General features: G+C 42.0%; 6 protein-coding genes. All 6 read right to left on the bottom strand.

Annotated elements, in window-relative coordinates:
- Positions 1-161: 161 nt before the first annotated feature.
- The 6 genes from MO867_RS19340 to MO867_RS19315 all read right to left on the bottom strand — a co-directional run bounded on the left by MO867_RS19340 (position 162) and on the right by MO867_RS19315 (position 8,349).
- On the bottom strand, positions 162-1,424 hold the full coding sequence (locus tag MO867_RS19340) for a glycosyltransferase family protein (protein WP_252472169.1): 1,263 nt from the start codon (positions 1,422-1,424) through the stop codon (positions 162-164).
- Positions 1,421-2,398, bottom strand: a complete 978-nt coding sequence (locus MO867_RS19335; protein WP_252472168.1) for a glycosyltransferase family A protein — start codon at positions 2,396-2,398, stop codon at positions 1,421-1,423. The genes MO867_RS19340 and MO867_RS19335 overlap by 4 nt, the downstream gene beginning before the upstream one ends.
- 307 nt (positions 2,399-2,705) lie before the next feature.
- Positions 2,706-3,749: a DUF5700 domain-containing putative Zn-dependent protease gene (locus tag MO867_RS19330; RefSeq protein WP_252472167.1), complete on the bottom strand. Its 1,044-nt coding sequence runs from the start codon at positions 3,747-3,749 to the stop codon at positions 2,706-2,708.
- A gap of 464 nt (positions 3,750-4,213) precedes the next feature.
- Positions 4,214-5,998: a DUF885 domain-containing protein gene (locus MO867_RS19325; protein WP_252472166.1), complete on the bottom strand. Its 1,785-nt coding sequence runs from the start codon at positions 5,996-5,998 to the stop codon at positions 4,214-4,216.
- A gap of 207 nt (positions 5,999-6,205) precedes the next feature.
- Entirely contained in the window at positions 6,206-6,943 is a 738-nt protein-coding gene (locus MO867_RS19320; protein ID WP_252472164.1) for a YopT-type cysteine protease domain-containing protein, read from the bottom strand.
- Positions 6,944-7,611: 668 nt separating this feature from the next.
- A complete protein-coding gene (locus MO867_RS19315) occupies positions 7,612-8,349 on the bottom strand; it encodes a YopT-type cysteine protease domain-containing protein (RefSeq protein WP_252472163.1) in 738 nt (245 codons plus the stop codon).
- Positions 8,350-8,695 lie beyond the last annotated feature (346 nt).

Below are 8,695 nucleotides of genomic sequence, written 5' to 3'. Positions count from 1 at the left end.
TAGATCTGAGAACCTTATTTTCTCAGTACATGTCCATGGTTCCTACCCATTTCACTTCTTAAAACTGTCCGAAGTATTGTTTTAAGAGAGCTTCCTGAAAGTGTAAATAAACTTTTACAATCCGATTATGATAAGGCCACTTCCTGTTATCTGAAGAGATTTTAATCCAGATTTTCTGTAAACTTCGAATTTTTAAGCTGCGTTAATTCCTGTTTGATCTCAGACAGGTGTTTCGTTATTTTTTTCTCGCAATCCTCATTGATCATGGACATATACCGGTCAAACTTACTCTGCTTGGTCAAAGACTCTAGCGCTTCCAGTAATTCACGATTAGAGACTCTTTTCCTTATATTTTTCTTGGGGAAATCTACAAGTAACTTGATCGTATCCGGTAGGCGGAAGTAGATTCGATCAAACAGCTTCTGTAAAACATTGCCGGAATCATTATTTTTTGCATACTGGTATAACTGTACCGGTAATAATTGATTCAATACATGAGGAACTCTAAATTTCTTTTTGTTACAGTAAGAATACCATTCTCTTAACAAGTTCCGCTCGCCCTTGCCAAGGTTCAAACTCTCTGTAACCTTGTAAAAATCTTGTTCTTTATATCTACTTAGAAAATTCGACTTTATACACAAAGCCGCTATTTTTTTGTCACCATGAAGTGGCCGCAATCGGAGTAGGTAAAGTAACCAACTCACCAACAGGTCATACTTGTACTCCACAAAAGTGATATTGATATAATCAAACAACAAAAGATACTGGTCTGCTATTTGTTGAAATTTACCTTCATTTTCAAATTCATTTAGATCGGCCAAATTATATGAACCAACGGCAGGAATAATGGACATTGATACTGCTTTGAGCGTTGACACCCAATGCAGGGAATGACTCTGAACACAGGATTCCATAGTGTATTTGGATAGATTTTTTCCCGAACTAAAATCTCTTCGATAAAGTTTTCTTAGCTTATCAGGATCTGATTTTAATAGATTTTTTTTCGCTGCTCTATTACTTTCATTATCGTAGTTGCCCGCTAAATCAAGTGCATCATTATTATGACTAAAGAATATAATGTCTGGCTGGTGGCTATCAGCTATGCTAGAAAGCTTCCCAAGTATTGTAGGACAAAAACAATCACTCTCATCGATAAAGCCAATATAGTCTCCAAGAGTATTTTTTAGCCCTAGCTCAAAGATAAACTGACTATTAATTTGAGGGGTATCAGGCACGCAGATAAATCTAAATCCTGTAAAATAATCTCGAAAAGTATTAACGAGTTGCACATTTTCGTTTTCTGTTGACAGGGATAAGACAAGAATCTCTATATCTTTACACTGCTGGCGAAGAATACTTTGCAAACATGCACCTAAGTTGCTTACAGAAGTACCTGAAATAATAACAATTGATATCATACTCATACAATCGAAGCTCGCAGCGCTAATACGGCATTAGCGACATTAGAATTTCTCTCAAAAAGCATTCGGTAATCTACTTTACTCAGGGATGAGAAAGTTTTTACAAACCGAGTTTTAAAATCATCTTTGTATTCATCGTCAAGTTTTCTTAAACACCATTCAAATAATGTCAATTTAAACTCTACATATAAGTGATAAAATCTATCTCTAATATCAATATCCTTATCAAAGAGACGCTCGACGTCATCAAACACCTGGAGTACTGCTGTTCGCCTAATATCCGAGATATTTGATAATCGAGATCCTGCCGAGTTAACATGATGGATGCAAAAAGGAGTCTGGAGAAATGCGACTTTCTTGGCATTTACGAGTAAATTCCAGTGGGCTAATACATCATTGTGGACAGGCGTTTCCGAGAACCTTAAAGATATACTTCTTGCATAATTCGTTTTTATTAATCTATTCCAGGGATAGGGAGTTAAACAAAGAATGGAATCAAAATCGAAAACAGAGAGTAGTCTGTTTCCAACCTCTCTACGAGCTTTGTAGAAGATTGAATCATCATCTCCTGCCATACCTAAATTTATTGTGCTACTTGGGAAGCTGTATTGATAGGCCATCAGCAAGAGTTCACTATTGATTTTTTTGGCAACCGCTAAGGCCCTATCCAGCATACCGGGAACTATTAAATCATCAGCATCAAAGAATAAAGTAAAAGGTTCTATTACCTGTTCAAACGCGCGATTTCTACAATATCCCGCTCCCTTATTATTATCATTCAAAAAAAACTGATAGTGGGTTTTATTTTTCTCAAGAAAGTCAATCGTTAACGCAACAGTGGTATCGGTGGAGTTATCATCGGATAGGTAAACCTTCACTGGAGTTCTATTACCGAGAACAATAGAGGTTAACGCATTAGTAATATTATCTTTTTCATTAAATGTCGGGATCACCACGCCAACTTCACAGCCAGTCATTTAAATCCTCTTTATTAATTCTTGATAATTACACTCAACCTGTCGTAACAGTATATACGCACGCCTGCCAATAGGCATTTATATTTCCAGGCGCTATAAGGAAATAAGATTGAATATTGATTATTATAAAACGACGCCTGAATAACCAAAGTAGTCAAATGTATCTACTTTTTCAAACCTATACACAGACAATCTTCTTCAGGCGGATAAATTCAAGGCCCGGCAGTATATCGAAAGGTATTCAGGCAACTTTCCAAAGTCGCCTGATTAAGGTGCAGAATCAATTTTTAGTCGCTTACACTGTGTACTAAAGTGCTAGAATGATGTTTTCGGTAGATTCATCAAACCTTGGTATATCCTTAGCTTTATCTTCCTTATAAATATCTATATAGGCTTTAAACATCGCCGAAGGAGATTTCTTCAAAGTTGAAATAAGAAAATCTCTACCCTTGATTTCTTCAATCGTATTACCAATATAGTAACCGACATAATAGAGCGGGCTATTCCACCTTCCAGAAAATCCTAAAGGATAAATTCGGTCAAACTCAACGTCAGGGTCATTACACGCGCGATATAACATCATTTCCAACAATACAAAATTGTCACTTATACGCTGTAAATTAGTCTTATATTTTTGTTGGAACCATACAATATACTCTTTCCCTTCCGTAACATTAAAGGGGCTGCCGACAATACTGGCAATACCTTCCATTCGTGTCTGATTTAATATTTTCTCACAAGAAGAATCAGGTTTTTGACTCTTTCCATAAAAATATGGCTGAGCCACATGATACAGCTCATGAATGGAAAGGATCAGCAAGCCTTTATAGTCCCCTTTAAAATATTGTAACGCAATATAGAAATTGCCATCTTTTGCCCATCCATCAGAGGTACCGCCAACAACTATAAAAATATTTGTCTCAATGGATAAATTATTTGGAGAGTAACTACTTATTCCTTGCCTGACATCATTAATATAGTGTTGAGGATTATTTTCAATAGTAGTTATAATTTTTTTTAAACCGAGCAGGTCATCTTTCAGTTTGTGAAATCTAAAAGGATCATAGGTGTTTGGCCTCCCTTCAATAACGTCCACTAGAGTTGACTTAAAGACTTCCGCAGTTGCTCCATTATCAAATCTTGAAGTTTGGTGGATAGTTGCCTGTATACCTTGTAATCCCATTAGCTTTTCCAATTGCTGATCTGATATTTTATCTTTCGACAAAATATCTACCAACATGTGAGCGCTCTCAAAGTCAACTGTCATATTCACAGCTTCTTTTGACGAAGCAAAAGCCATACAATTGAAAAATACTAGATATAAATAAAAGACCCACTTTAATTTATTCATTTTACCTCTCACAACACCCTATAAATTAATTTTGATTAAGCAGCTTCTGAAAAATTCTATAGCTTGACGGATGCAGGTGCTAGGCGCAGTTCGCCACAAATGGCTTAGCCATTTTCAAGAGCTGCAATGCAGCAGATGTGACCTCCAAGCTTCATTCTGCGGGACTTTCAGCTCGACTCAGATTCTGAGAGCCAGAGATATCACAGAATTATTCAGCGTCTCTTTAAATACTAAAAGAGACGATATTATATTCGAATCAATAAAGCTTAAACGCCATTAGAACTTGATAGCTTATTAAAAAGCCACTCTAATTAGAGACAAGAATGATGTTTTTTGTGCCATTTCAAAAATATAAATTGCCAATAACTATGATAATAAGATTTATCGACTAAGACCGAGTTTAAAAGGTTATCTTGAACTGATTGCCCCCCACTCACTGTTTGTGAATAGAGGGCAATACGGATTTAGGTAGATTTCTGTTCTTCAATATACCGCTGTATTTGCTCTTCCAGCATAGGGAGAGGCAAGGCGCCATTACTTAGCAAAGCATTGTGAAACGCTCGCAAATCAAACTGATTCCCAAGCTCTTTTTCCGCCTGGGCACGCAACTGGCGAATTTTAATTTCACCCATTTTGTAGGACAGTGCCTGGCCCGGCCAGGAAATATAACGATCCACTTCCGCACGCACATTCGCTGGAGACAGCGACGTATTACTGGAGAGGAAATTCAGGGCCTGTTGGCGGGTCCAACCTTGTGAATGAATGCCGGTATCAATCACCAGACGTGCAGCACGCCACATTTCATAGCTGAGTCGGCCAAAGTGCTCATAAGGAGTGGTGTACAACCCCATTTCTTTACCCAGGCGTTCCGAATATAGGGCCCAACCTTCACCATATGCACTCAGATACAAGTTGCGGCGGAAATCCGGTACATCCTCCAATTCTTGTGACAGGGCATTTTGTAAATGGTGTCCGGGTACAGCTTCATGCAAAGTAAGGGCTGGCAATTCATAGAGCGGACGTTGGTCTAGACCGTGTGTATTCAGCCAATAAGCACCTCCACGATTCCCGCCGATAGCCGCTGGATTATAGGACGCAGTAGTGTAATTGGGTGCAATTTCATTCGGTACCGGTACTACGCCGTAGGGGGTCCGCGGGAGCAAATTAAAGAACTCCGGCAGCACATAGTCGATACGCTTGGAGATATAGGCCGTTTCCTTGAGCAATTGCTCTGGTGTCTCGGCATAGAACTGCGGGTCTGTGCGCAGGAACTGGGTGAATTCTGTAAAGCTTCCTTTAAAACCGGATTCCTTAATTAGTGCTTTCATTTCCGCACGAATTCTCTTTACCTCGGCGAGGCCCGTGCGATGAATTTCTGCGGGGTCCAGATCCAGGGTGACATAATAGCGGATATTGTGACGGTAGTAACCGCTACCACCGGGCATCTGCTCGGCCCCTAAGGTCTTACTTGCAGCCTTGAGATATTCTTTTTCCAGAAAATCCGCTACCCGTTCGAAAGCGGGTAGCGCGACCTTCTCAATAACTACACGCCCCTGTTTACGCAGGCGCTTTTGTATATCGGGCGCTATAGATTGTGGCATCTCGACAAAAGGTTTGTAGAGGCTGCTCTTTCCGGGGTCGTTATATACTTGGGCTCGTACTGTTGGCGCTATGCCCTGCACGACGATTTCCGGCAACACAAATCCCGTGCGGATACCCTCCCGCATGTTCGCAATATTTTCATCGAAGTAACGCCCAAATTCCCCAATGCGGGCAATATAGTCTTCATAGTCAGTAACATTCCTCATCGCCAGACCACTATTCGCCTCCAGCGCACTGGCATAGAAGCTTGAGAAGGTGTTCAGGGGAATCCGATCAAGGAACAACTCTTCGGCCTCCACCGAACTCGCGAGAACCCAGGCAAGAAGTTCACTATTCACCCGGTCTGAAGGACTCAGCTCACTCCTGTCAATGGCTTCTAGACGGCGGATAAATACCTGCTCTGCCTCAATACGACGCTGGCGATCTTCTGCAGACACCCCGGGCAACTCACGGTTGTATTTGGAAACTCCAACCCGGCCGGCAGTAATAGGGTCTTCTCTCAGCGTGTACTGCCAGTGATCGCCAATAACACCCTGTAATTCTTCGGTGGCAGTCGCCGCCCAAGCCGCGGGCATTAGTAGGCTGGTGGCAAGAATCGACCCCGCAAGGGACTTCAAGTAATAGGCAAATGGTCGCTTGGGTTTCACTCTGGGCTCCGTAGTGCTGCTAGCATCTTGTGAGAACAACAGAGCTTGCCCTTTTGATTACCCTACTAAAACGATAGGAATGGCAAGCTTGTGCCAACACTATACACGAAGCGGGTAAAGTGGGGGCTCGATAGGATAAACATACTGCTCAGGGGAAGCAGAGGAATATACCACCTCCTCTGAGAGGTCAAAAAGTCGATGGGCTACCTAAGTGGCATGTGCATAGTTGCGCACATCATAGGCTCCGCTCAAACCAACAGCATACATAGAGCTATACCAGAAGGTGTTGATAAACCAGTTACGAAATGCATTCTTGGTTGGGAACCAGAACTCTCCAAAATTTGGATCGAAAAATAGCACATCTTCTGCTACCCAGGCCGCCATAGCATGTGCACCCACCTTACCTTCAATACCAATTTTCTTGTAAGAGCCCGCTCCTCTCGTCGGTTCCCTAATGATTTCATCGGCAAGAGCTGCCGGGTTTCGCATGGTGGTTTGCCCGTGATCTAACCGGGGACCTGTAACAACGTGAATTCGACGTTGACCATTTGGCCCTGCGATACCCACACCGCCATTATTTTGCAGCGGCAGGACATTGTGGGATTGCAGCCATGCCTCAGAGACCTGATCCTGATTAGGTGCATTTCCTCCAATCTGATGCAAAGTCATTACATGGAAAAGGCTCCGCTCACTCAGCGCACCATTGGGGTAGAGCCAATTCCAGAGGCTGTCATCCGTTGCATGAAACTTGATCCAGTGCGCGGATAGCGACTCACAAACCCCTCCAGCTGTATCTGGGTGTATGGTGATCTGACTCTTCACCGGGTTTAAGCACTGACTAAAGTTAAATTGAAGCGAGCCACCATACTGCTGCACGGACCTCTGAATGGGACCAACCCTTGAACCGGTAATTGAAAGCACTGTTTTATCGAACCAAATCGGCATATCCGAGCCCTACTGTATTCACAAAAATGGAATCACTTTTCAGGGGTAAGCTGCTTGCTTCTGAAAAGTGTTTTCCGCTGTATACGTCGGATTGAAACAGAAAAACGCTATAACCAACAGATAATCAATTTTATTTAAAATCGACTCCGGCACTATTTTCAGCTATCTACAACATCAATATTATATTGACTCTGGTACGATTTTTTAATTGACTCTGGCACCATTTTTTATCGCTATTAGAACCATTAATATATATTGGAAATACAGTGTATTTTTAGACTTGAAATGCCTTTATGGTCAACTGGCAGCTATTTATTTAATTGACTCTGGTACCATTTTTGAGACGGAAGAAGCAGCGTATACCCAATAATGGTAACTTCCAGCCTTGATCAGCGATGACACTTGTACCGATGATTTGATTTTTTTTAGCGCAGAAGCGCTTAATGACTAAAAGAATCCGCTGGGTCAAATTGGGCTGTGTGTTGAAAGCTACGGTTCGTCAGTATGAAGTTACTGATGCAAGATATTTACAGCTGATCAAAAAGGCAGCCTGAAAAACCCGGCTGCCTAACGTCCATAAGGGGAGGGCTGAGAGGGGTAAATTGGAAGCGCACCCTAGATTCCCACAATCACTGATTCCAGCTTAACTAAAAAGATCCATTCCCAACTTAAGTACGGTGCGCATAGGAACGAACTTCATAACCACCGCTTAGACCAACAGAGTACATGGAGTTATACCAAAAAGACTGGGTAAACCAGTTAAAGAAAGCATTGCGGGATTCAAACCAAAATTCACCAAAGTTGGGATCAAAGAAAGTGATATCCTGTGCTACCCAGGCCGCCATTGCATGGCCGGCAAAAGTACCATCCAGGCCTATTTTTTTATAACAACCGGCGCCGCCAGTTTGATCCAAAATGATTTCTCTTGCCAGTGCACTGGGAGAAAAAACACCGCTCTGTCCCTGTGCTCTACGTGGGTTGTGGATACCACGAATGGTATTTCCACCACGACCATTTGGGAATGCACCGCCAAATACGTTCTGGCTGGTGGGAAATATATTCTGCGTGCCCAACCAGGCTTCTGTTATCCTGTCCTGGTTATCCAGTGTGCCGGCCTGCTGCAGGGTCATTACATGAAACAAATGCTGCTCATCGAGAACACCAGCTGGCATTAGCCAATTCCACAAGCTGCCACCATCGGCATGATGCTTGATCCAAAAGGCAGACAGGGATTCACAAACACCACCAGAAGTATCTTCATGAATAGTGATTTGTGCTTTTACCGGATCTAGGCATTGACTGAAGTTATAAGTCAGCTGACCTCGGTGATTGGCCGCAGACTGCTGTACCGGATTTACGCGGGTTCCAGTCACGGCGAGAACGGTTTTATCAACCCAAATAGGCATGTTCAATCCCTCATATTTGTAAGGTGAAAAACGCTTCACAAATCCTTTTACGAAAACCGAAATTTGTAGCGCCTGTTAATTGGGCGGGCATTGAACCAGAAAAGTTCCTAGACCAACAGAACATTAAAGCGATTTTTAAATCGACTCTGGCACTATTTTTTCATAGTGCATTAGCATTATCCAGAGCCAACCATACAGCAACCCAATAGCAGAAAAAAATCCAGCAACAGGTTATTTTTAAGACTTTGATATGATGATTAAAAAACAATACTTCGGACAGTTTTAAGAGGCGAAATGGGTAGGAACCATGGACATGTACTGAGAAAATAAGGTTCTCAGATCTAAT

It is taken from the genome of Microbulbifer okhotskensis (genome assembly GCF_023895975.1).
Taxonomy (GTDB): Bacteria; Pseudomonadota; Gammaproteobacteria; order Pseudomonadales; family Cellvibrionaceae; genus Microbulbifer; species Microbulbifer okhotskensis.
The sequence above is the reverse complement of the archived record's forward strand: the minus strand, read 5'-3'. Positions and strand labels throughout refer to the sequence as shown.